This is a genomic window from Luteimonas lutimaris (assembly GCF_039537065.1).
Lineage (GTDB): Bacteria > Pseudomonadota > Gammaproteobacteria > Xanthomonadales > Xanthomonadaceae > Luteimonas > Luteimonas lutimaris.
Genome location: NZ_BAAAZU010000004.1, coordinates 277,975 through 299,217, shown reverse-complemented (window position 1 = coordinate 299,217; position 21,243 = coordinate 277,975). Strand labels below are relative to the sequence as shown.

Annotated in this window: 15 protein-coding genes and 3 pseudogenes; 11 read left to right on the top strand and 7 right to left on the bottom strand. The window is 69.0% G+C overall.

The window, feature by feature from the left end:
* Positions 1-6: 6 nt before the first annotated feature.
* On the bottom strand, positions 7-1,134 hold the full coding sequence (locus ABD679_RS05445; RefSeq protein ID WP_344758940.1) for an NAD(P)/FAD-dependent oxidoreductase: 1,128 nt from the start codon (positions 1,132-1,134) through the stop codon (positions 7-9).
* Positions 1,135-1,288: 154 nt separating this feature from the next.
* On the opposite strand from ABD679_RS05445, the gene ABD679_RS05440 reads away from it, so the two are divergent.
* Positions 1,289-1,576, top strand: a complete 288-nt coding sequence (locus ABD679_RS05440; protein ID WP_344758939.1) for a DUF3247 family protein — start codon at positions 1,289-1,291, stop codon at positions 1,574-1,576.
* A 15-nt stretch (positions 1,577-1,591) separates the two neighbouring features.
* Here ABD679_RS05440 and ABD679_RS05435 read toward each other — a convergent pair whose 3' ends face one another.
* The 4 genes and pseudogenes from ABD679_RS05435 to ABD679_RS05420 all read right to left on the bottom strand — a co-directional run bounded on the left by ABD679_RS05435 (position 1,592) and on the right by ABD679_RS05420 (position 5,446).
* Entirely contained in the window at positions 1,592-1,987 is a 396-nt protein-coding gene (locus ABD679_RS05435; RefSeq protein ID WP_344758938.1) for a hypothetical protein, read from the bottom strand.
* 14 nt (positions 1,988-2,001) lie between these two features.
* Positions 2,002-3,483: a pseudouridine synthase gene (locus tag ABD679_RS05430; protein ID WP_344758937.1), complete on the bottom strand. Its 1,482-nt coding sequence runs from the start codon at positions 3,481-3,483 to the stop codon at positions 2,002-2,004.
* A 34-nt stretch (positions 3,484-3,517) separates the two neighbouring features.
* Positions 3,518-4,357: pseudogene (scpB, locus tag ABD679_RS05425) on the bottom strand (SMC-Scp complex subunit ScpB); the annotation flags it as partial.
* 165 nt (positions 4,358-4,522) lie between these two features.
* Positions 4,523-5,446, bottom strand: a complete 924-nt coding sequence (locus ABD679_RS05420) for a segregation and condensation protein A (RefSeq protein ID WP_344758935.1) — start codon at positions 5,444-5,446, stop codon at positions 4,523-4,525.
* Positions 5,447-5,803: 357 nt separating this feature from the next.
* Here ABD679_RS05420 and ABD679_RS05415 point away from each other — a divergent pair, with 357 nt between their 5' ends.
* The 10 genes and pseudogenes from ABD679_RS05415 (at position 5,804) to ABD679_RS05370 (ending at position 19,401) form a co-directional block, all read left to right on the top strand.
* Positions 5,804-6,103 (top strand): YciI family protein, encoded by a 300-nt coding sequence (locus ABD679_RS05415; RefSeq protein ID WP_344758934.1) that lies wholly within the window; start codon positions 5,804-5,806, stop codon positions 6,101-6,103.
* Between the two features lie 14 nt (positions 6,104-6,117).
* Positions 6,118-6,387: a BolA family protein gene (locus ABD679_RS05410; protein WP_344759138.1), complete on the top strand. Its 270-nt coding sequence runs from the start codon at positions 6,118-6,120 to the stop codon at positions 6,385-6,387.
* Positions 6,388-6,555: 168 nt separating this feature from the next.
* Positions 6,556-7,602, top strand: coding sequence for a LacI family DNA-binding transcriptional regulator (locus ABD679_RS05405; protein WP_425561849.1), 1,047 nt, complete (start codon positions 6,556-6,558; stop codon positions 7,600-7,602).
* Positions 7,603-7,700: 98 nt separating this feature from the next.
* Positions 7,701-10,706 carry a TonB-dependent receptor domain-containing protein gene (locus ABD679_RS05400; RefSeq protein ID WP_344758933.1) on the top strand — a complete coding sequence of 1,002 codons (3,006 nt, stop codon included), beginning with the start codon at positions 7,701-7,703 and terminating at the stop codon, positions 10,704-10,706.
* A gap of 72 nt (positions 10,707-10,778) precedes the next feature.
* Positions 10,779-12,368, top strand: a pseudogene (locus ABD679_RS05395) (glucoamylase family protein); the annotation flags it as partial.
* Positions 12,369-12,456: 88 nt separating this feature from the next.
* Positions 12,457-13,845: pseudogene (locus ABD679_RS05390) on the top strand (sugar ABC transporter substrate-binding protein); the annotation flags it as partial.
* Positions 13,846-13,940: 95 nt separating this feature from the next.
* A complete protein-coding gene (locus ABD679_RS05385) occupies positions 13,941-14,819 on the top strand; it encodes a carbohydrate ABC transporter permease (protein WP_344758931.1) in 879 nt (292 codons plus the stop codon).
* The gene (locus tag ABD679_RS05380) at positions 14,816-15,637 is read left to right on the top strand and encodes a carbohydrate ABC transporter permease (RefSeq protein WP_344758930.1); all 822 of its coding nucleotides are present in this window, start codon (positions 14,816-14,818) and stop codon (positions 15,635-15,637) included. The genes ABD679_RS05385 and ABD679_RS05380 overlap by 4 nt, the downstream gene beginning before the upstream one ends.
* A gap of 217 nt (positions 15,638-15,854) precedes the next feature.
* On the top strand, positions 15,855-18,971 hold the full coding sequence (locus tag ABD679_RS05375) for a discoidin domain-containing protein (protein ID WP_425561855.1): 3,117 nt from the start codon (positions 15,855-15,857) through the stop codon (positions 18,969-18,971).
* Between the two features lie 136 nt (positions 18,972-19,107).
* Positions 19,108-19,401: a hypothetical protein gene (locus ABD679_RS05370; RefSeq protein ID WP_344758929.1), complete on the top strand. Its 294-nt coding sequence runs from the start codon at positions 19,108-19,110 to the stop codon at positions 19,399-19,401.
* Between the two features lie 94 nt (positions 19,402-19,495).
* Here the strand turns inward: ABD679_RS05370 and pgl are convergent, their stop codons facing one another.
* Positions 19,496-20,239 carry a 6-phosphogluconolactonase gene (pgl, locus tag ABD679_RS05365; protein ID WP_344758928.1) on the bottom strand — a complete coding sequence of 248 codons (744 nt, stop codon included), beginning with the start codon at positions 20,237-20,239 and terminating at the stop codon, positions 19,496-19,498.
* Complete coding sequence (gene glk / locus ABD679_RS05360) at positions 20,236-21,234, bottom strand: glucokinase (protein ID WP_344758927.1); 999 nt, start codon at positions 21,232-21,234, stop codon at positions 20,236-20,238. The genes pgl and glk overlap by 4 nt, the downstream gene beginning before the upstream one ends.
* Between the last annotated feature and the right edge of the window lie 9 nt (positions 21,235-21,243).

The following is a 21,243-nucleotide window of genomic DNA, read 5'->3' as shown; positions in this document are numbered from 1 at the left end:
CCGGTCCTACGCGGGACGGGAGAATCCAGGCGCGGTGGCCCGCCTGCGGAAATACACCTGCCGCGCCGCCCAGCGCAGCGGCGGCGTGCCCAGCAGCAGGTCGAACGGCCAGTCCATCTGCGCGTGGTCGAACAGCCAGCGCAGTGCGCGCTTGGTGCGGAAGCGTGGCGCGGCGGCCGTCGCGACGCGCATCGGGCAGGGGCCGCCGTGCAGTGCGTGTGCGGCAATCGCCCGGCCGACGGCTTCGCCATGCTGCCAGGCCGAATGGATGCCGCCGGCCGTCACCGGCGAGACGATGCCGGCCGCGTCACCGGTCAGGATCGCACCGTTCCCCGCAATCGGCGACACCGGGCCGCCGCAGGGGATCAGTCCCGCGCGCACGCCGCTGGGCGTCGCGCCTTCCGGCAGTCCCAGTCGCGTGCCGACGCGTTCGACCAGGGCCGCGATGTCGGGTACGCCGGTGCGGGATGGCCGGTGGCGGAAAGCCAGCCCCAGCTGCACGCCGGTCGGCGACTGCGCCGCCCAGCCGATGTAGCCGGGAGCGAGCCGGCGGTCGATGAAGCAGTGCAGGGCATCGGCTTCGGCCAGTCGCGCACCGGCGTACTCGTGCTCGACGCCGTACAGGAACTCGCGGACCCGGCCGAGGCCGGTGCGCGCGGCCACGCGCGACTTCGCCCCGTCGGCGCCGACGAGCCAGCGCGCGTGTCCGAGGCCCTCCACCCGCCAGCCGTCGCCCTCGCGGCAAGCCCCGGTGAACGATTGCATCAGCCGCAGCTCCACCCCGGCTGCGCGCATCTCGTCGGCGAGCCAGCGCATCACGTTGGGCGTGTCGGTGGTGAGGAAGTAGTAGCCGGGCGACCGCAGGTCCACGCTGCGCAGCCCGGGCGCGTACAGCCGGACGCGCTCGACGCGGTGCGAAAGTGCTTCCGGCATTCGCGCCAGCCGCGTGCCTTCCGCGGCCTCGCGGACCACGATCCCGGTGGTGTGCAGGCGGATGCCGGGGTCGCGCTTGCGTTCCAGCACGCAGACCCGCAGGCCCGCTCCTGCGGCAGCCAGCGCGCAGGCCGCACCCGCGAAACTGGCGCCGGCCACCACCAGGTCCCAACAGCCGTTGTCGTCGTGTGTGTCATGCATGCGGCCAGCGTGACCGCAGCGCGCGTGCGCAGCGTGGCGCGCAGGTGAAGCCTGTGCGAAGTCAGTGGCCTGTGGCGGCGGTTAACGCATTGCTCACTGCCGGTTACGTACCGGTGCGCAGCATGGGAGTCCCTTCCACCCGGAGCCCGCCGCCATGGGCCAGCGTGCCGAACACGTCTACACCGAACAACGCGACATCGCGCGGATCGAAGCATGGGCCGAACAGCTCGACGACGAGGAGAGGGTCGAGATCCGGCTCGCCGACGGCACGCGCATCGACGGCTTCGTGACCGCGCGGCCGACCGTGCAGGTGTTCATGGACGAAAGCGGCAACGAAGGCATGAACGCGCTCGTGCGCATCGACGATGCCGCCACCCCCGGACAGGCGCACTACGTGTGGCTGGACCGCATCGTCGACATCCGCCGGCTGGGGACGGCCTGACCTTCCGCGACGGGCTCAGCGCTCGAACGTCACTTCCAGCGAGGCGTGGAACGGCGCCCTGGGCGGCACGAACATGACCTTGCCGCGCGAATGGCGCTCGATGCACAGCGCCAGCGGCGAGTCGCCGCGGCGCCAGGTCTGCATGACCGTGCCGGTATCGTCCAGGCGGACGACCACGACGAAATCCTCCAGTCGCTCGGTGCTTTGCAGATCGGCGCAGGCGACGACGCCGGCGTCGAGGAAGGCGCGCTGCTGTTCCAGCGCCGCGGTGCGCGCCGCGGCGTCCAGCGAGGCCTCGTCGGCATCCGCAGCCGCCTTGGCGGCGGTGAAGTCCATGTCCTGCGCGACGGCCGGCGCGACCGGCGCGAGCAGCAGCGCGGCCAGTACGACGACGCCTGCGATGCGGGGCATGCGCACGACGCGGCTCAGCGGTTGCCGCCGCGATGCCCGCCCGGGCCGCGGCTGCCACCGGGACGCGGGCCGTTCGGGCGTGGCCCGCGCGGTCCGCCGGGACGCTTGTTGCCGCCGGGACGCGCGCCGCGGGGGCGGTCGTGGCCGGCGGCGCCGGGCGTGGCGTGGTCGGACGGGAACACGGGCGCGTTGCCCGGGTGGCCGTAGGGCTTGGCAGAACGGTTCTGGTTCTGGCCGGGGCCGCGCGGATTGCCGCCCGCGCCGCGTGCGCCGGGCTTCTTGCCGTACGGCTTCTTCGGGCCACGGCCATCGGCGTTGCGGTGGCCGCTGGGGCCGGTGTCCACGCCATCGGGCACGTACCAGGTGCGGAACGCGGCCGGGTTGCCGTCGGGCAGCGGCTGCTGGCCTTTCTGCTTGCGCTGCTTGAACGGCTTCTGCGACTGCTTGGCGGCGGCTTCGCCGCTGACCGTGAGTCCGCCGTGCGGCTTGCGGTTGCCGCGGCGACCGCGGTCCTCGCGCACGTGGTCGAAGCGGCGCAGCTCGCGGCCTTCGTCCGCCGTGGTGTGCCCGCCGACGTAGCCATTGGATCGGTGCTGGCCGCCGACGTGCACCGTCGACTTGCTTGCCTTGCGCTGGCCGATCACCGGCTGCAGCGTGAGCGCCGGCGGCGGGCCTTCCTCGAGTTTCAGTTCGCTGCGCAGCGCCTCGACCTTGTCGTCGGCCAGCTCCTGCGAGTGGCCGCGCAGCAGCGGCTGCGGCAGCTCGATCGAGCCGTAGCGGATGCGCTTGAGGCGCGAGACCTGGCAGCCCTGCGACTCCCACAGGCGGCGCACCTCGCGGTTGCGGCCTTCCTTGACCGTCACCTGGAACCATTCATTGGAATCGGTGCCGCCGATGCGCTTGATCTCGTCGAACTTCGCCGGCCCGTCCTCCAGCGCCACGCCGCGGCGCAGGCGGTCGACGATCTTCTCCGACACGGTCTCCTCGCCCTCGGGTGCGCGTACGCGGCAGACGTATTCGCGCTCGACCTCGAACGAGGGATGCATCATCGCGTTGGCCAGCTCGCCGTCGGTGGTGAGCAGCAGCAGGCCGGTGGTGTTGATATCCAGGCGGCCGATCGCGATCCAGCGCGCGCCCTTGAGCGCGGGCAGGGATTCGAAGATGGTCGGGCGGCCCTCGGGATCCTCGCGCGTGGTGACCTCGCCCTCGGGCTTGTTGTAGACCAGCACGCGGGCCGGGTCGGTCAGCGCGCTGGCGACGAAGGTCTTGCCATCGAGCTCGACGCGGTCGCCGCCCTTGATGCTCATGCCGGTTTGCGCGACCTCGCCGTTGACCTTGACCAGGCCGTCGGCGATGCGCTGTTCCAGCGCGCGGCGCGAGCCCAGGCCCGCCTGCGCCAGCACCTTGTGCAGGCGCTCTTCCATGCGCGGCGCGCTGGCCGCTGTTTCGGTGCCGCGCTTCAGGGAAAGCTTGCGGCCGTTGTTTGTTTCACTCATTGCGTACTCCGTTGCTGTCGCCTTCGGCGGCGAGGGCATCTGTGTCCGTCTCGTCTCGCGACGGCGGTTCGGGTTGGGGAAGGGCGTCGTCGGCAGGTGTTTCCGCTGCGTCGCCCTCTTGCTCCGGCTGCGCGGCGTCTTCGGCCGCGGCCGTGTCGTCTTCGGTGGTTTCGATTTCGTCCGTGTCGGTGGCCTCATGCGCTTCCGACGGGATATCGCCGGCCGGCGCGGTATCGCCTTCGCCGCCATCCTCGGGCTGCGAAGCATCGCCATCGGCGCCGGCGAGGTCGCCCACCGGCATGGCATCGCCGGTCTTGCCGTCGAGCTGCAGCTGCGGGTCGAGTTCGCCGAAGTCCTTCAGCTCCGACAGCGGCGGCAGCTCGTCCAGGCGCTTGAGGTTGAAGTAGTCCAGGAAGCCCTTGGTCGTGCCCAGCAGTTCCGGCCGGCCGGGGATGTCGCGGTGGCCGACGACGCGGATCCACTCGCGCTCCTCCAGCGCCTTGATGATGTTGCTGTTCACCGCCACGCCGCGGACCTGCTCGATCTCGCCGCGGGTGATCGGCTGGCGATAGGCGATCAGGGCCAGGGTCTCCAGCGTGGCGCGGGTGTAGCGGGTCTGGCGCTCGGTCCACAGCCGCGCCACCCAGGCGTGCACGTCGGCCTTGACCTGGTAGCGCCAGCCGGAGGCGACCTCGACCAGCTCGACGCCGCGTTCGGCGCAGTCGGCCTGCAGCGATTCGAGCGCCTGGGCGATGCTGCCGTCCGGCGCCGGCTCGTCCAGCGGGAACAGTCCGTGCAGCTGCACCGCGGTCAGCGGCTGGTTGGCGGCGAGCAGGGCCGCCTCGACGATGCGTTTGATCAGTTGTGGGTCCATCGGGACTCGTTCATGGCTCAATGTTCGGAAAACGGTGCAAAGGCCCTCCCCTTCAAGGGGGGGTGGGTGGGGATGGGCAGTCAGTCGGCTGCCTGAAGGAATCGCGGCATCGCGGAAACCCATCCCCATCCCGGCCTTCCCCTTGAAGGGGAAGGAGCAAAGCGGTCATGCGTCGTCATTGGCTGCGGCCGAGTCCGGTTCGTCCCCGTCGAACTCGCTCGACAGCTCCAGCGCCGCGCCGTCGGCGTCGCGGGTCGCCAGCGACTTGAGGTAGATCGGTCCCAGCGTGGCTTCCTGCACGATTTCCAGCAGGCGCTCCTTGGCCAGCTCGAGGATCGACAGGAAGGTCACCACCACGCCCAGCCGGCCCTCGCGCGGCTCGAACAGCGACTCGAAGCGGTGGAACGCGCCGTCCTCCAGCCGCGTCAGCAGCTCGCCCATGCGCTGGCGGACGCTGAGCGCATCGCGCTTGATCGCGTGGCTGGTCAGCAGCTCGGCGCGCTTGAGCACGTCGTGCAGGGCCAGCAGCATCTCGCGCAGGTCCACCGGCGGCGGCAGCCGCACCGCCGCGCGGTCAGGCACGAACGCCGAGGCCGGCGTGGTGTCGCGGTCCTGCCGGGGCAGGGCGTCCAGGTCCTCGGCGGCCTGCTTGAAGCGCTCGTACTCCTGCAGGCGGCGCACCAGGTCCGCGCGCGGGTCGTCCTCCAGCGCCTCGTCCTCGGTCGAGCGCGGCAGCAGCATCCGCGACTTGATCTCGGCCAGGATCGCGGCCATCACCAGGTACTCGGCCGCCAGCTCGAAGCGCAGGTCCTGCATCACGCTGATGTAGTCGACGTACTGGCGGGTGATCTCGGCCACCGGGATGTCGAGGATCTCCAGGTTCTGGCGCCGGATCAGGTACAGCAGCAGGTCCAGCGGCCCCTCGAAGGCCTCGAGGATGACTTCCAGCGCGTCCGGCGGGATGTACAGGTCCTGCGGGATCTGCAGCACGGCCTGGCCATGCACCACCGCCAGCGGCATTTCCTGCTGCTGCGGGTGCAAGGCGGCCTGGCTTTGCGGAGACGCGGCGGACGCGGTGTCTTCGGTCATGCGGTTCGCAGCCCCCTCGGGCCACATGAAGTGGTTTGGCGCGCGGCAGGGGCCGTGGCCGGTTTTGCAGCATTGCGGCGACTGGGGTCGCCGGCGGGAAGCGAAGGCAGCCGGACGCCTGATACGACGCTCGCCGCGCGATGCTGCGGCAAGGACGGTGGAAAGTCATCGGGCTGGACCGGGTGGGGACAGCGGATCTGGCGTCTGGCGACGTGCCGCTGCGGGGACCGGTCTGTGGAGCCGGGTTTAGGGTACGGGCTCGACCAGACCGTGTCCAGCGGGTGCCTGAACCGGGCGATGCGTGGATGCCGCCCGCTACAATCCCCGGCCTGCAATCCGGAATGACAAAGGACCGGCATGTGGTACGCAATTGAAGGCCATGACGGCGACAACGTGCTGGCGCAGCGCGGCCAGGCACGCCCCGCGCACGTGGCCCGGCTGACCGCGCTGCGCGATGCGGGCAGGCTGCTGCTGGCCGGTCCGTGTCCGGCCATCGATGCGCTCGATCCCGGGCCGGCGGGCTTCAGCGGCAGCATCGTGATCGCCGAATTCGCTTCCCTGGACGAGGCGCGGGCCTGGGCCGACGCCGATCCCTATGTATCAGCCGGCGTGTACGCGCGCGTCGACGTGCGCCCGTTCAACCCGGTGCTGCCGTGAGCAACACCGCACCGCTGCCGCGGGAAGAACGCGTGGCCGCCATCCGCGCGGCGCTGCAGGCGGCATTCGCGCCGACCGTGCTCGAAGTGCGCGACGACAGCCATCGCCACGCCGGCCATGCCGGGGCGCGGGACGGCCGCGGGCACTTCGACGTGGTGATCGCCAGCGCCGCCTTCGAGGGCATGCTGCCATTGGCCCGGCATCGCGCCGTTTACGCCGCGCTCGGAGACCTGATGGAAACCGACATCCACGCCCTGTCGATCCGGGCTTCGACGCCGGGATGAAGCGGTCGCCGGACGCGGCGCACGGTATTGCTGCGTTGCAGCGCGAGGCGGTCTCTGGCCAGCGCCAGCGGGCGTGCGGGTGAATCGGCGCGGCGGTTTCCGCCGATCTTTGCCTTGCTCTGTGAAAACGCTTACATTTCGCCGCGATCAGCCGATCTGGGAGGACGGGTGAGCGTCACGATCAAAGACGTCGCAAGGGAAGCGAACGTGTCGGTGGCGACCGTGTCGCGGGCGCTCAACGGGCACGAGAACGTGGCCGAGGCCGTGCGCAAGCGCGTGATGGCCGTGGCCACGCAGCTGCGCTACAGCCCGCACCATGCCGCCCGCAGCCTCAGCAGCCGCCGCACCCACACCATCGGCGTGGTGCTGCCGGACCTGCATGGCGAATTCTTTTCCGAACTGATGCGCGGCATCGACCAGGTCGCCCGTGAGCGCGGCCTGCACCTGCTGGTGTCGAGCTACCACGGCGACCCGGCCGGGCAGGGCGCAGCCCTGCGCGCGATGCGCGGGCGCGTCGACGGATTGCTGGTGATGTCGCCATTCGTGGACGGCGCCGGGGTCGTGCGCGACAACCTCAGCCCCGGGATGCCGGCGGTGCTGATGAACAGCAGCCTGGCCGGCGCCGACCTGCCGGCGGTCAGCGTCGACAACCACGGCGGCGCGCGCGAGATGGTCCGCCACCTGGCCGGGGTGGGCCATCGCCGGATCGCCTTCATCGCCGGCCCGGCCGACAACTTCGACGCCGCCGAGCGCCTGCGCGGCTACCGCGACGGACTGGTCGCGAGCCTGCCCGGCGCGCAACCGTGGGTCCTGCAGGGCGATTTCGACGAGGCCTCCGGCCACCGCGCGGGGCTTGAACTGCTGGCCGCGGACGAGCGCCCGGACGCGGTATTCGCGGCCAACGACATGATGGCGCTGGGCTGCCTGTTCGCGCTCAACCATGCCGGCGTCCGCGTTCCGCAGGACATCGCCATCGCCGGCTTCGACGACATCCCGCTGGCGCGCTACGTCCATCCGTCGCTGACCACCATGGGCGTGGACATCGGCGAACTCGGCGGCCGCGCCCTGCGGACGCTGCTCGACACCATCGCGCCGGACGACGGATCCGGCGCCGGCGACGCGATGGCGCCCCTGATTCCGCAATTGATGGTGCGCGATTCCAGCATCGCGACCACGGGGGGGAACCGGCGCGTACCCGCCACCCCCGACGCCTGAGCGACGCCGGGACCGCGTGGACGCCACGATCACGGGATTAACAGAATGATCACCGCTGGCAGATGTTCCACATTGACCGCCCCTGGGAGGGAGACGTCATGAAGTCCATGCATCGTTCCACGCGCAGACACCACCGCACATTGCTTGCCTGTGCACTTGCCGGCTGCATGCTCGCGGCCGCTCCGCAGGTCCTCGCGCAGTCCACCGCCGCCACCATCCGCGGCCAGGTCTCCGCCGATTCGGCCCCCGCGAGCGGTGCCACCGTGACCGCCACCAACCTCGATACCGGGCTGACGCGCAGCGTGCAGAGCTCGGCCAGCGGCAACTACAACCTGGCTGGCCTGCCGCCGGGCAGGTACCGCCTCGACATCGCCGCCGACGGCCAGACCCAGACGCGCAACCTGACCCTGGCGGTCGGCCAGACCGTCACCCTCAACCTGGGCCTGGGCGGCGTTGCCGAAACCGCGCCCGCCGGCGACGCGACCAACCTCGACGCCGTGGTCGTGACCGCGCCGGCGATGGTCGAGACCAAGACCTCCGAGATCGCGACCTACGTGTCGCAGAAGCAGATCGACAGCCTGCCGCAGAATTCGCGCAACTTCCTCGCGTTTGCCGACACGGTGCCGGGGATGCAGTTCGTTTCCTCCGCCGACGGTTCGGAATCGCAGCTGCGCAGCGGCGCGCAGGGGGCGAACAACATCAACGTCTTCATCGATGGCGTCGGCCAGAAGAACTACGTCACCCCCGGCGGCATGACCGGCCAGGATGACAGCCGCGGCAACCCGTTCCCGCAGGCGGCGATCGGCGAGTACAAGGTCATCACCTCCAACTACAAGGCCGAGTACGACCAGATCAGCAGCGCGGCGGTGGTCGCGGTGACCAAGTCGGGCAGCAACGAGTTCGAAGGCAGCTTCTTCTGGGACCGCACGTCCGATGGCTGGCGCGAACCGTCGCCGATCGAGGACGACCGCGGCTACAAGACCGAAGAAGCCACCGAGCAGTACGGCGCCACGTTCAGCGGCCCGATCATCCAGGACAAGCTGCACTTCTTCGTGCTGTACGAGGCCAAGGACTACGTGATCCCGCGTGACGTCGTCTGGCCGAACGTGTTCGATCCGTCGGCGCTCCCGCCCGAGCTGTCGGCCTACTATGGCCCGCACAACGTGCCGTTCAACGAGAAGCTCTACTTCGGCAAGCTCAGCTTCCAGGCGAACGACTCCAACCTGTTCGAACTGTCGCTGCGCAAGCGCGACGAGGATTCGATCTCGCCGGGCAGCAGCATCAGCGCGCCGAACTTCTCCACCAACTTCACCAATGACGAGACGCGCGTCGACCTGCGTTACCAGTTCAGCTCGATGGACTGGCTCAACGACGCCCACCTCACGTACGAAAAGGCGGCCTACAACCCGGTGCCGGTGACGGCCGCGCCGGGCTATCGCTACACGATCGTCGACCCGAACAACCCGGCGGTCCTGGATCTTGGCGTCCTCAACGTCGGCGGCGGGCCGACCTTCCAGGACAAGGGCCAGAAGGGCTGGGCGCTGCAGGACGACCTGACCTACTTCGGCTGGGAAGGGCATACGCTGAAGATGGGCGTGAAGTACAAGAGCGTCGAGCTCAACGCGTTCCAGCAGAACCCGCCTTATCCGCAGTACTACTTCGACGTCTACGAGAACCTGGACCAGCCCTACAGGATCGAGTTCACCGCGCCGCTGGCCGACCGCGCGCCCTTCGTCGAATCGAAGAACAAGCAGTTCGGCGTCTACATCCAGGACGACTGGGAGGTCACCGACAAGCTGACCCTGAACCTCGGCGTGCGCTGGGACTACGAGGACAACCCGAGCTTCGTCGACTACCGCGTGACGGACGAGCTCGCGGCCGCGTTGCGCGGCTGGACCAACATCCAGAACGCCGACTACGACGTCGAGGACTACATCAGCAACGGCAACAACCGCGACAACTTCAAGGGTGCCTGGCAGCCGAGGTTCGGCTTTTCCTACGACCTGTTCGGCGACCAGGAGCACGTGATCTTCGGCGGCGCCGGCCGCGCCTACGACCGCAACATCTTCGACTACATGGCGCGCGAGTACTACGGCGGCGCGTTCACCACCTACAACCTGTACTTCGACACGCCGATCCACGAATGCGACCCGACAACGAACGACAGCTGCATCCCGTTCGATCCGTCGCTGATGACCCCGGCGGGGATCGCGGCCTACGTGGCGGCCAACCCGCGCAGCGGCGGCGAGGTCAACCTGCTCAACAACGACCTGAAGACGCCGTACTCCGACCAGTACAGCCTGGGCATCCGCAACCTGGTCAGGCTGTGGGGGCAGGAGTGGAACACCTCGGTCACGCTGTCGCACATCCGCAGCCGCGACGGCATCTACTTCCGCCTCGGCAACCGCTGGCCGGACGGCAATTTCCACGAGAACCCGGATGCGACCTGGGGCGGGCAGCCGTGGGGGCAGGCGATCCCGGGTTATGGCTCGCTGATCCTTGGCGACAACGGCGTGGAGTACAACCTCAATTCGCTGCTGCTGTCGATCGACAAGCCGTATACGGCCGATTCCGGCTGGGGCTTCAACCTTGCGTATACCTACAGCGATGCCGAAGAGAACCGAAGCGACGCCTCCAACGGCGAGACCTATTACTTCGACGGTCCGCGATTGACGAACAGGTTCTACCTGTCGAACGGCGTGCCCAAGCACCGGCTGGTGCTCTCGGGTATCTATGACCTGGGCTGGGACACCACGCTCAGCGGAAAGCTCGTTCTTGCCACGCCCAAGCCACGCAACGCCACCAACTGCAACGACGCGGTGTCCGATTCGTACTGCTTCTACGATCCGTTCGTGCCGGAAGGCACGATCGGCTACAAGCAGTTCGACCTGGCGCTGGAGAAACGCTGGGATACCGGTTCGGACCTGGGCCTGAAGGTCCGCGCCGACGTGCTGAACGTGTTCAACTGGCGCAACTGGAACGACTACGACGGCTGGCGCGGCGCCGCCGGCGAGCCGCGCAATCCGAACTTCGCGCAGCGCAACGGCGACAACATCCTCATGCCGACGCGCACGTTCAAGCTGTCGTTCGGACTGGACTGGTGACCGATCCGGGCCGCCGCAGGGCGGCCCGGCTTCCATTGATGGTTGAACAAGAGCAGAGGTATTTTCGAGAAAATGCAGTACGGCCGGTCCATCCTTGCCATCCTTCTCATCCCGTGCCTGGCGCTGCTGCCGGTGGCGTGCAAGAAGATCGAGGACCCCGGGAGCCGGCCGGCGGTGGAGCAGCCGCAGCAGCCGGCGGACGAGGAAGCGCCGCCGGCCGAACCGGTCGCGGAGTCCCCGCCTTCCGCGCCTGAATCCGAATCCACTGCCAGGCCGGCGCTGCCACCGCTGTTCACGGACATCGAAAAGCGCACGTTCCAGTTCTTCTGGGACACGACCAACGAGGTCAACGGCATGACGCCGGACCGCTTCCCGTCGCGGCCGTTCGCGTCGATCGCGTCGATCGGCTTCGCCCTGACCGCGTACCCGATCGGGGTGGAGAACGGCTGGGTGAGCCGGCGCCAGGCGGTGGATCGCACGCTGACCACGCTGGAGTTCTTCCGCGACGCGAAGATGGGCCCGGCGAAGGAAGGCACGACGGGCGACCACGGTTTCTACTACCACTTCCTCGACATGCAGCAGGGCCAGCGCTACGACGCATGGGTGGAGCTGTCGAGCGTGGATACGGCGCTGATGATGATGGGCGTGCTGTTCGCGCGCGGCTACTACGACCGCGACGATGCGCGCGAGCAGCAGATCCGCGAGATCGCCGACGAGCTCTACCGGCGCGTGGAGTGGCCGTGGCTGCAGGTGCGGCCGCCGCTGATCTCGATGGGCTGGTACCCGGAGACCGGCTTCATCGAGCACGACTGGGAGGGCTACAACGAGGCGATGCTGGTCTACATCCTCGCCCTGGGGTCGCCCACGCACCCGATCGAACCCGATGCCTGGGCGGCCTGGACCAGCACCTACGATCGCAGCTGGGGGCACTTCGAGGGCCAGGAATACCTCAGCTTCGCGCCGCAGTTCGGGCACCAGTACAGCGAGGTGTGGATCGACTTCCGCGGCATCCAGGACGACTACATGCGCGGACGCGGCATCGATTATTTCGAGAACAGCCGCCGCGCGACGCTGGCGCAGCGCACCTACGGCATCGAGAACCCGCTCAACTGGAAGGACTACGGGCCCAACGTCTGGGGCCTGACCGCCAGCGACGGCCCGCAGCGCACGATGCAGGTCTACAACGGCGAGGAGCGCGAGTTCCGCCACTACAGCGCCCGCGGCGCGGGCCTGCGCGACGCCTTCGACGACGGCACCATCGCGCCGACCGCGGCGCTGGGATCGCTGGTGTTCGCGCCGGAGGTGGTCGTCCCGGCGGCACTGGAGATGCACGAGCGCTACGGGGACTTCCTGTACTCGAGCTACGGTTTCCTCGACTCCTTCAACCCGAGCTTCCAGTACGACATCCCCCTCAAGACCGGTCGCCTGGTGCCCGGCAAGGGCTGGGTGGCGAGTGACTACATCGGCATCGACCAGGGGCCGATCCTGGCGATGATCGCGAACTACCGCGATGAATTCGTGTGGAACATCATCCGCAAGGACCCGTACATCCGCCTGGGCCTGGAGCGCGCCGGCTTCACCGGAGGCTGGCTGGACGCCGGCAAGGTGCAGGAACAGGACGGGGAGGACGAGCAGGCGCCGGACCAGGAAGCCCCCGCCCGCGTCCGGCCGCCGCTGAGGCTGCCGCAGCCGGCCGAACAGAACCCGCAATCGCTCCGGATAGACTGCCCCCATGCACCGAACCAAGCCAATGCCACGTCGCCGCTCCCCTGCGCCGCGCGCACGCACGGCCTGGCGCGCGTTGCCCCTGTTGCTGGCGCTGCTGTGCGGCTGCGCGCGGCAGCAGGATCCGCGCGAGACCATCACGCTCTGGGTGATGGGGTTCGAAGGCGAGCAGGTCGCGAAGCTGCTGCCGGAATTCGAGCGGCGTAACCCCGGCATCCATGTCGACCTGCAGCAGATGCCGGTGCTGTCGGCGCACGAGAAGCTGCTGACCGCCTTCGCCGGCGACTCGCTGCCCGACGTCACCCCGCTGGGCAACACCTGGATCCCGGAGTTCGCCCTGCTCGGCGCGCTCGAGCCGCTGGACGGGCGCATCGCGACGACGCCGGGAGTCGACGTCGACGACTATTACCCGGGCGCCTGGGACAGCGGCGTCATCGATGGCACTACGTACGCGGTGCCGTGGTACGTGGAGACGCGGCTGCCGTTCTATCGCGTCGACCTGCTGCGAGAGGCCGGTGTCGAACGCCTGCCGACGGACTGGGAGCAGTGGCGCGCGGCGATGGCCGCGGTCAAGCAAGAGGTCGGTCCCGACCGTTTCGCGATCCTGCTGCCGCTCAACGAGTCGGAACCGCTGCTCAACCTCGCCATCCACGACCCGCTGCTGCGCGACGGCGGGCGTTACGGCAATTTCCGCAGCGAAGGTTTCCGGCGCACGCTCGCCTTCTACAAGGAGATCTTCGACAGGGGCTGGGCGCCGAAGGTGGGCAATACCGCGATCTCCAACGTCTGGGACGAGTTCGGCAAGGGTTATTTCAGCTTCTACATCAACGGCCCGTGGAATATCGCCGAGTTCCGCAAGCGCCTGCCGCCGGAGCTGTCGGACGCGTGGATGACGATGCCGCTGCCGGGACCGGACGGCCCGGGCGCGTCGGTGGCCGGCGGTACCAGCTTCGTCGTCTTCCGCAAATCGCAGCACAAGGAGGCGGCGTGGAAGCTGGTGGCCTACCTGTCCGATCCCGAAGTCCAGGTCCGCTTCCACGGGCTGACCGGCAACCTGCCGCCGCGGCGCTCGCCGTGGGAGGATCCCGAACTTGCCGGTGACCGCTATGCACGCGCCTTCCGCGACCAGCTCGAGCGCGCGGTGCCGACGCCGAAAGTGCCGGAGTGGGAGCGCATCGCCACCGAGTTGAAGCTGGTGGGCGAACTGGTCGCCAAAGGGCGGCTGGACGTGGATCAGGCGGCGGCCGAACTCGATCGGCGGACGGACGCGATCCTGGAGAAGCGGCGGTGGATGCTGGAGCAGCGTGGCGATCATCCGGCTGCCGGAACCGGCGGGGACGTGCAGGCATCGGCCATGTTGCGCGCGTCGCGCTTGTCCCGCCCGCGCGGGAATGACGATCAAGAGCAACGGCAACAGGAGCCGCGGCGGCCAGCCACCATTGTTGCCGGCTTCGCAAAGCCGCCAGGCACGCGTGCAACAGCGCGCCCCGCGCCCGCGGGAACCACGCCATGACCCGCTCGCTCGCCGGCTGGACCTTCGCCGCGCCGGCGCTGCTGGTGATCGCGGTGTTCTTCTTCCTGCCGGTGGTCGCGGCGCTGGCGCTGAGCGTCACCGACTTCGACATCTATGCGCTGGCCGACATCCACAACCTGCGCTTCGTCGGCTTCGACAACTATGTCGGCCTGCTGCACGACCCGCTGTTCTGGAAGACGCTGGGCAACACGCTTTACTTCGTGGTCGTCGGCGTGCCGCTGTCGATCGCGGTGTCGCTGGGTGCGGCGGTGCTGCTGCATTCGAAGCTCGGACGCTTCAAGGGCTTCTTCCGTACGGCGTACTTCGCGCCGGTGGTGACCACGGTGGTGGCGGTGGCCGTGATCTGGCGCTACCTGTTCCACACCCGATACGGGCTGGTGAACTGGGGGCTGTCGTCGATCGGCATCGATCCCGTTGACTGGCTTGGCGACCCGCATTGGGCGATGCCGACGATCATCCTGTTCGCGGTGTGGAAGAACTTCGGTTACAACATGATCATCTTCCTCGCCGGCCTGCAGTCGATCCCGGAGGACCTGTACGAAGCCGCGCGCATCGATGGCGCCGGCGCCTGGCGGCAGTTCCGCCACGTCACCCTGCCGATGCTGGGACCGGTGCTGCTGCTGGTCGGCATCCTGACCATGTCGGGTTACTTCCAGCTGTTCGCCGAGCCCTACGTGATGACCCAGGGCGGGCCGCTGGAGAGCACCAAGAGCGTGCTGTACCTGATGTACGACGAGGGCTTCAAGTGGTGGAACCTGGGCAACGCTTCGGCGGTGGCGTTCCTGCTGTTCGTGCTGATGGTGGCGGTGACCAGCGGGCTGCTGTGGTTCGCGCGGCGCAAGGGGGTGGAGTGAACAGGACCTTCGCCACCGCCGTCGTCAACGGCCTGCTGGTCGCACTCGCCGTGCTCAGCCTGGCGCCGCTGCTGTGGATGCTGGCGGTCTCGTTCATGCAGACCGGCGAGGCGGCGCACTTCCCGCCGCCGTTGCTGCCGGCCGCGCCCACGCTCGACAACTACCGCGAGCTGTTCGCGAAGGCGGGCATGGGGCGCTTCCTGTTCAACAGCTTCCTGGTCGCCTCGTGCGTGACGGTGCTGTCGCTGCTGTTCAACACCATGGCCGGCTATGCATTCGCAAAGCTCAGGTTCGCCGGACGCGAGCGCATCTTCCGGCTGCTGCTGGCGGCACTGGTGATTCCGGCGCAGGTGGCGATGATGCCGCTGTTCCTGCTGCTCAAGCAGATGGGGTTCGTGAACACGTACATGGGCGCGATCGTGCCGGGCATGGCGACGATCTTCGGCATCTTCCTGGTGCGCCAGTACGCGCGCTCGATCCCGGACGAGCTGCTGGAGGCCGCGCGCATCGACGGCGCCGGCGAAATGCGGATCTTCTTCCAGATCGTGATGCCGGCGCTGAAGCCGATCATCGTGACGCTCGCGATCTTCAGCTTCATGGCCGCGTGGAACGATTTCATGTGGCCGCTGATCGTGCTCAGCGATCAGGACCTGCAGACGCTGCCGGTCGCGCTGGCCTCGCTGTCGCGCGAGCACGTGCAGGACAACGAACTGATGATGGCCGGCTCCGTCGTGACCATCGTGCCGGTGCTGCTGCTGTTCCTGGTGCTGCAGCGGCACTACATCCAGGGGCTGCTGCTCGGGAGCGTGAAGGGGTGAGCCGTCACGCTTGCGAACCATTGGCCCGGGCGATGGCAAACGCCCGGCCAGTGATGGCTGCAACCCCAGGGAGTGTGAGGTGAAACCCGTGTCGAACATCGTGTTGTCCTCGTTGCCGCGAAAGCGGGAACCCAGCGCCTTCGGTCTGGACCGTTGCGGCACTAGCAGCGCAAGGCACCGGGTTCCCGCTTTCGCGGCAACGACGCTTCGAAAAATCCTGGGCGTGCTGCTTTTGCTGTCTCCCGTCCCCGCACTCGCCCAGCAGGTCATCGGCGAGCCACGGCTCCTCGACGGCTTCGAGGACGCAACGCCCTGGCGCGTGGTGGCCTCCAACCAGGTCAGCGGCACGCTGCGCATCGTGGATGGCGTGCAGGGCAGGGCGCTGTGCCTGGACTACGACTTCAATGGCGTGTCCGGCTATGCCGGGATCCAGCGCGACCTGCCGATCGACTATCCGGACAACTACGCCTTCGCCTTCGAACTGCGCGGCGATTCGCCGGCCAACGACCTCGAGATGAAGTTCGTCGACGACAGCGGCGACAACGTGTGGTGGGTGAAGAAGGCCGGTTACGACTTCCCCGCGCAGTGGACGCCGGTGCGCTACAAGAAACGCCACATCGACAAGGCCTGGGGGCCGGATCCGGACCGCGTGCTGCGCCACAGCGCGAAGCTGGAGTTCACCGTCTACAACCGGGTCGGTGGCAAGGGTTCGGTGTGCTTCGATGCGCTGCGGCTGGAGCAGCTGGCACCCGCCGACGACAGTCCGCTGACCGCGATTGCCAGCGCGCCATCCGGCGATGCCTCCGCGGCGGTCGACGGCAACGTGGACACCGCCTGGGAAGGCCGCGACGGCGACCGCCTGGTCCTTGACCTGGGCCGGGTGCGCGAGTTCGGTGGCCTGACCCTGCGCTGGGCGGAGGGTGTGCAGGCGTCGCGATACGACGTGCAGGTGTCGACGGACGGCAAGGTGTTCCGCGACGTGCGCCGGGTCACGGCGGGCAACGGCGGCACCGACTGGATCGCGCTGCCGGAATCCGAGGCACGCTACGTCGGCATCGTGGTGCAGGGCGGACCGGGGCAGGCGCGCAGGCTTGCGGAAGTGAAGGCCGAACCGCTGGCGTTCGCCGCCACGCCAAACGATTTCATCCGCTCGGTGGCCGGGCAGTCCCGGCGCGGCCTGTTCCCGCGCGGCTTCAGCGGCGAGCAGGCGTACTGGACGATCATCGGTGTCGACGGTGGCAGCGACCAGGGCCTGATCGGCGAGGACGGGGCGGTCGAAGTGTCCCGTGGCGGTTTCCGGATCGAACCATTCGTGCTGGTCGGAGACAAATTCGTGAGCTGGGCCGACGTCGAAGCCACGCAGTCGCTCGAGGACGGCTACCTGCCGATTCCAGGCGTAGCCTGGAAGCACCCGGACTTCGGCCTGCGCGTCACCGCATTCGCGCATGGCAGTGCGGATCTTGCGCAGCTGGTGTCGCGCTACGTGCTGGAGAACACCACCGATGTGCCGCGCACCTACACGCTCGCGCTGGCCATCCGCCCGCTGCAGGTCAACCCGCCGACGCAGTTCCTGAGCACGGTCGGCGGGGTCAGCCGCATCGACAGCCTTTCGGTGGACCGCATCGCGACCGAGGTCAACGGCCGGCCGCGGGTGTTCGCACGACAGCCGCCGGACACGTATTTCGCCAGCAGCTTCGACGCCGGCATGGCGGCCAGCCTGCTGGCCGACGGGGTACGGCCGGAGACGACGACGGCCGTGGATCCCGACGGACTGGCTTCCGGCGCGTTGCTGTATGAGGTTGCGCTGCAGCCGGGCGAGCGACGCGAGGTGGACCTGCTGGTGCCGCTGATCGGCGACATGTCGCTGAAAAGCAATGAGTGGGATGCGGATGCATGGCAGGCGGACACCGCGCGCAGGTGGCGGGAGAAGCTCGACCTGGTCCGCGTCAAGGTGCCACCCGAAGGACAGGCTCTGGTCGACACGCTGCGCACGGCCACCGCGCACATGCTGGTCTCGCGCATCGGCCCGCGCCTCCAGCCCGGTACGCGCTCGTATGCGCGCAGCTGGATCCGTGACGGCGCGATGATTTCCGAGGGCCTGCTGCGCATGGGTCGCACCGACGCGGTGCGCGCGTACGTGGACTGGTACGCGCCGTACCAGTTCGACGACGGCATGGTGCCGTGCTGCGTGGACGACCGCGGGAGTGATCCGGTGCCGGAAAACGACAGCCATGGCGAACTGATCTTCAGCATCGCCGAGCTGTACCGCCACGACGGCGACAAGGCTGCGCTCGAACGCATGTGGCCGCACGTGCGCGGCGCGTTCGACTACATGGAGAAGCTGCGCCTGGGCGAGCGCACCGAGGCCAACCGCAAGCTCGATCCCGCGTTCTACGGCCTGATGCCGGCCTCGATCAGCCATGAGGGCTATTCGGCCAAGCCGATGCATTCGTACTGGGACGACTTCTGGGCGCTGCGCGGCTACAAGGACGCGGTGGAGATCGCCGAAGTGCTCGGCAAGGACGACCAGGCGCGGCGCATGGCCGCGTCGCGCGACCAGTTCCGCGACGACCTGTATGCCTCGATCCGCGCCGCGACGCAGGCGCATGGCATCGACTTCATCCCCGGCGCCGCGGAGCTGGGCGACTTCGATGCCACCTCGACCACCATCGCGCTGGCGCCGGGCGGCGAGCAGGGACGGCTGCCGGACGACCTGCTGCGCAACACTTTCGAACGCTACTGGCGCGAATTCCGCCAGCGCGAGAACGGCGAGCGGGAGTGGAAGGACTACACGCCCTACGAATGGCGCAACGTATCCGCCTTCGTGAGGCTGGGGTGGCGCGAGCGTGCCTGGCACGCGGCCCGATACTTCATGGACGACCGCGCGCCGCGGGCCTGGAACCAGTGGGCCGAAGTGGTTTCGCGCACGCCGCGCGAGCCGTTCTTCGTCGGCGACCTGCCGCACGCCTGGGTGGCGTCGGACTTCGTGCGCTCGGCGCTGGACATGTTCGCCTACGCGCGCGACGCGGACGCCAGCATCGTGCTGGCCGCCGGCCTGCCGGTCGACTGGTTCGAAGGCGAGGGCGTGGCGATCCACGGCCTGCACACGCCGCAGGGCGCGCTGGGCTATTCGCTGCGCCGGCAGGAAGGCTTGCTGCGACTGGAGATCGACGCGGGGGTGACGCCGCCGGCGGGCGGCCTGGTGCTGCCGTGGCCGTATCCGGGCGAACCGGGCCTCGCGATTGTCGATGGCAAGCCGATGGATTGGGATGACGGCGAGCTGCGGATCCACGCGGTGCCCGCAAACGTGGAAATCCGCCTCCGGAAGCCGTGAGCGCCCGCCTTGCCGCCCACGCCATGTCGTCGTTGGGACCTTGCGTCTTCCGAACCCGGCAACCGGTCATGGAACCCGCCATGTCGCCGCGCTATAGCTAGGCGCGTCCATCCGGACGAAACGGAGAGGTGCCGACATGAAAGGGAAGGATCTTGCACGTGCGTGCCGCCGGAAGTTGCCGGGAGTGCTGGTCGTGGCCGCTGCACTGTCGTCGGGAGCGAGCATGGCGTTGCCCATGCCGCCGCAGGGCTCCCTGCTGGTGACGACCTATTACGCGTCCGCCGAGCGGAACGAGATCGTCGGCGTGGATGTCTACGGCAATGCGACCTGTCCCAACGGTCCGTATCCGATCGACTGGGGTATCCACACGCAGTACTCGTCGATCGGCTTCTACGCTTGCGGCGACGAGGGTGGGCTGCCGGAACTCTAGTCGCTTCGACAAGAACGCCGCGATCCATCGCCGGATGGGTCGTGGTACTGGTGGCCCGGCAGGGGCGGGCACGGGTTCCGCGGCCCGGCCGCCATCATGCGCACCAGTGCACCCGCAACCGCGTCCCAGGCGTCGTGAACGCCATCCGGATCGGCAGTTCGACCGGATCGTCGCCGTCCATCGCCTGCTCGAACAGGCGCCGCTTGTGTTCGCCGCGGATCAGCAGCAGCCGCATCCGCGACGGCGCAAGCCCGGCCGGGGTGAGGCTGATCCGCCGCGGCCATGGCCCCGCGCCGGGACAGCCGGCGGCGTCGACGGGCACGTAGGCATTGGGACTGGCCAGCAGCTGCTCCAGCCCGCGCAGGCCGGGGAACAGCGAGGCGGTATGGCCATCGTCGCCCATGCCCAGGACCACGGCGTCGGGGACCTGGCTGGCGTGCAGGTTGGCCGCGGCCACGGCCTGCTCGATGCTGCGGCCAGGGCGGGTCAGGGTTTCGAAGCGCGCGCTCTCGGCCTTGTCCTGCAACAGCGTGGTGCGCACCAGGTGCGAGTTGCTGTCGGGGTCGTCCGGCTGCAGCCAGCGCTCGTCGACCAGGGCCACGTCGATGCGGTCCCAGTCCAGCGGCGCGCGCGCGAGCGCCCGGTAGACCGGCCCCGGCGTGGAACCACCGGACAGCAGCAGGCGCGCGCGCGGGCGCTGCTCCAGTGCGCGTCGCAGTTCGCCGGCAAGCACCACGGCGCCCGCCCACGCCCACTGCTCGGCGCTCTGGTAGGACAGGAAATGCACGCGCGGCCCGGCCATTTCCGCCTCGGGCAGGATGTCGTCGCGGGTGCTCATGCGGCTGCCCCCGCCTGTTGCGCGATGACCGCGCAGCCGAGCAGGCCGGGCTGCGGGTGCAGGATCGCCGTCGACGGGACGCGCGCCAGGTTCGGCGAGAACCGCCCCTTGTTTTCGAAGCGCTGGCGGAAGCCCGAGTGCCGCAGCGCGTCCAGCATCCGCGGCACCAGCCCGCCGGTGAGGAACACGCCATCCCAGGCGCCGGTTGTCAGCACCAGGTCGCCGGCGATGGCGCCGAACACCGCGCAGAACACGTCGACCGCACGCATGCAGCGGGCATCGCCCGCGGCGGCGCCGGTGGTGACGTCCTCCGGGCGCATCGGGCCGGGATCAACGCCGGCGATCGCGCTCAGCGCGCGATGGATGTTGACCAGCCCCGGGCCGCTCACCAGCCGCTCGTTGGACACGCGGCCGAACTGCTCCGACAGCTGCTGGAGGATGGCGATCTCCTCGGGCGTGCCGGGCGGGAAACTGGCGTGGCCACCCTCGGTTTCCAGCGGCCAGGGCCTGCCGTCGCGCACCAGCAGCACGCCGACGCCCAGGCCGGTGCCCGGCCCGATGACGGCGTAGCTGCGGTCGCGCTGCGTGGTGTCGGGCGCCCACTGCACGCCGCCCAGCGTGGCCAGGTCGCCGGGCTGCAGCGCCGGAATCGCCATGGATTGCGCGGCGAAATCGTTGACCAGCCGCACCCGTTCGAAGCCGAGCATCGCCTCGATGCGCGGTGCGTCGATCGTCCAGGGATGGTTGGTGATGCGGGCATGCCCGCCTTCGACGCGGCCGGCCACCGCGAAAACACCGTCCCGCACGTGGCTGCCGGCGCCCTGCGAATCCAGGTAATGACGCGCTGCATCGCCCAGCGAAGGGAATTCGGCGACGGCGTATTCCTCCACGCTGCCATCGAGCAGGGGCGGCCGCGTGGACGTGTGAGCGAGCGCGAAGCGCGCGTTGGTGCCGCCGATGTCGGCGAGCAGTACGTCCGGGCCGGTGTTGTTCATCCGGTTCAA

What these genes read in the sequence shown, in the direction of transcription:
- ABD679_RS05445 (WP_344758940.1), bottom strand. Translation starts at nt 1,134, where the DNA reads ATGCATGACACACACGACGACAACGGCTGTTGGGACCTGGTGGTGGCC.
- ABD679_RS05440 (WP_344758939.1), top strand. Translation starts at nt 1,289, where the DNA reads ATGGGCCAGCGTGCCGAACACGTCTACACCGAACAACGCGACATCGCG.
- ABD679_RS05435 (WP_344758938.1), bottom strand. Translation starts at nt 1,987, where the DNA reads ATGCCCCGCATCGCAGGCGTCGTCGTACTGGCCGCGCTGCTGCTCGCG.
- ABD679_RS05430 (WP_344758937.1), bottom strand. Translation starts at nt 3,483, where the DNA reads ATGAGTGAAACAAACAACGGCCGCAAGCTTTCCCTGAAGCGCGGCACC.
- ABD679_RS05420 (WP_344758935.1), bottom strand. Translation starts at nt 5,446, where the DNA reads ATGACCGAAGACACCGCGTCCGCCGCGTCTCCGCAAAGCCAGGCCGCC.
- ABD679_RS05415 (WP_344758934.1), top strand. Translation starts at nt 5,804, where the DNA reads ATGTGGTACGCAATTGAAGGCCATGACGGCGACAACGTGCTGGCGCAG.
- ABD679_RS05400 (WP_344758933.1), top strand. Translation starts at nt 7,701, where the DNA reads ATGAAGTCCATGCATCGTTCCACGCGCAGACACCACCGCACATTGCTT.
- ABD679_RS05385 (WP_344758931.1), top strand. Translation starts at nt 13,941, where the DNA reads ATGACCCGCTCGCTCGCCGGCTGGACCTTCGCCGCGCCGGCGCTGCTG.
- ABD679_RS05370 (WP_344758929.1), top strand. Translation starts at nt 19,108, where the DNA reads ATGAAAGGGAAGGATCTTGCACGTGCGTGCCGCCGGAAGTTGCCGGGA.
- pgl (WP_344758928.1), bottom strand. Translation starts at nt 20,239, where the DNA reads ATGAGCACCCGCGACGACATCCTGCCCGAGGCGGAAATGGCCGGGCCG.
- glk (WP_344758927.1), bottom strand. Translation starts at nt 21,234, where the DNA reads ATGAACAACACCGGCCCGGACGTACTGCTCGCCGACATCGGCGGCACC.